At 49.7% G+C, this 1,983-nt stretch carries 3 protein-coding genes; all 3 read right to left on the bottom strand.

Annotated features, from left to right (window positions below; all coding sequences use genetic code 11):
• Nucleotides 1–66: 66 nt before the first annotated feature.
• The gene (gene thyX / locus RR877_RS10480; RefSeq protein ID WP_332628223.1) at nt 67–732 is read right to left on the bottom strand and encodes an FAD-dependent thymidylate synthase; all 666 of its coding nucleotides are present in this window, start codon (nt 730–732) and stop codon (nt 67–69) included.
• Nucleotides 729–1,097, bottom strand: a complete 369-nt coding sequence (locus RR877_RS10475; protein ID WP_332628221.1) for a hypothetical protein — start codon at nt 1,095–1,097, stop codon at nt 729–731. The genes thyX and RR877_RS10475 overlap by 4 nt, the downstream gene beginning before the upstream one ends.
• The coding region (locus tag RR877_RS10470; RefSeq protein ID WP_332628219.1) for a ribonucleotide-diphosphate reductase subunit beta at nt 1,094–1,983 on the bottom strand (890 nt) is incomplete at its 5' end. The genes RR877_RS10475 and RR877_RS10470, both read right to left, overlap by 4 nt.

Below are 1,983 nucleotides of genomic sequence, written 5' to 3'. Positions count from 1 at the left end.
CACAACCACTACCGCTACTATAAGTAGTACGATCACGTCCAGTCTCCAGTGGAGAAATCAGTACGCTTAGGCGTATTCTTTGAGGGCTGCCCACGAAGCCGGGTATAGCGGAGCCACCACAGCTTCAAGTTGATTAGCAAAATGTTGTGCTTCCATTTGCGCGCCATGTTCGGTCCTCAGTTTATATAGTTGATAGAAAGCCAGAAGGCTACCAGTCCACACCCAATTGACATACATGCTCTGAGGCAGAATCATTCGAGCTTGCTCAGGAGCAACGCCTGCGTTAATCATGTCGTCATACAGATCAGAGCAATACTGAACAGCGAGTTCAGCTGCTTCTTGCGGACCACGATCTACGCCATGCTGTTCCTCAGTCTCGACGTAACCAGTGAACTCTTCATCAAGGCTACCCTGCTTTACATTCTCTGCACGCTTACGCCACTTGTCCGGGAAGAAGAACTCAGGCTCACTGTCAATGTAGCGGCGACTCTCCTCACTCCACGTCAGTCCCACCTGATGCTTACCTAGCTGGCGAGCTAGGAAGATGGGAGCCTTACATCGAACGCTGATAGTGGGGTGGCGGAACGGGAGGATGTGTTTCTCCCTAGCCAAGTAGTTGATGAGCTTGGCATCCTTATCATTGAATGCTTCGCTCTCCTTAGCAAAGCTAACACGAGCAGCGTTCACAACAGTGAGGTCACTGCCCATATGATCGATCAGTTCAACGTTCAACCGATCACCACCTTCGGCGGATAGTCGCCAAGTACATTACGCACCATGGCTTTCTCCTTACGGAATGCGTGGTCACGGTTGGCCAGATACTCAACACGGTTTGCAATACGCTGTGGGAAAGATACATTTCCCACGTAGAGATGGGATCGCATGTCCACGTTGCTACGTGCAACTTCACCAACACCATCCAGCTTAACGACTACAGTGACGGCATCCTCATTCTTTTTTGTACTGGTATAGTTTACGGTCCACCAGAACGGACCCCACTGTTTAATACGCTCTTGGTTGGAAGTAGTAACACACTCGACAACAGAAAACGAGTAGCCTTCCGGTAGCTCAGGAGCTGGCACAGAATTATTGTTCACTTGATGAACTCCTCTACGTTGCGGCCGCGAGTGTACTCACGACCAGTGCGGGTGAAGAAGTCGTTAGCCACGTAATCGTTGATGGACTTATAGAACCAATCAGCGACAGGGTTGTGTGACGGATTATACACAGGCTTATAGCCCAGGTTACGAAGGACAAGATCGATGCGAGAGTCCACGAAGTTCTTCATCTGAACATCAGTGATGTTCTCAATGGCACCCTTCTCGAAAATCTTATCCACGATGGCATGTTCATGAGCGCGAACAACTTCCGCAATCTCATAGACACGAGCCTCGTTACGAGTGCCGCCTTCGTCAATCAACGTGTTGTACAACCACGAAGAAGTCAGAGAATGCAGGCTTTCGTCTCGGACAGAGAAGTTAATACCAGCAACGATGTTCGGAATCTTGTTCTTGCCCTGACTCTGGAAGTGCTTAAGGAATGCGAAGCTACTGTACAGGATGGCGCCCTCAGTGAGCGACAGCACAGTCAGGAAGTCTTCATCACTACCCTTGGACATTTCCTCTAGATAGCTAATACGGTCAGCCAGAAGACTATCATTAGTGTACTCACTATAGAACTCTTCCGTGCCGAGACCCAGCGCAGTATTGATGTTGGAATAGAACGGAGCATGGATACCCTTCTCTACATATTGGAACAGGGAAGCAGCGCGGCTAACGCAGGCAGGCTTCTTGAAGCGGGAAGTCATCTGCTGCCAATAGTCATCGCCGACAATGAGTTCGTACTTGGTGAACAGCTTAAGCACAGTGATAACACCGTGACGCTCAGACTCGCTGAGGTGTACTCGAATATCCTGAACGTCCTTCTCCACATTGATTTCCTTCGGGAACCACAGGATCTTCTCCTGTTCTTCTGCGAAGGCTA

The sequence above is a fragment of the Aurantimicrobium sp. genome, assembly GCF_036667855.1.
Lineage (GTDB): Bacteria > Actinomycetota > Actinomycetes > Actinomycetales > Microbacteriaceae > Aurantimicrobium.
Note: the sequence above shows the minus strand (reverse complement) of the source record. Positions and strands in the feature narration are given on the sequence as shown.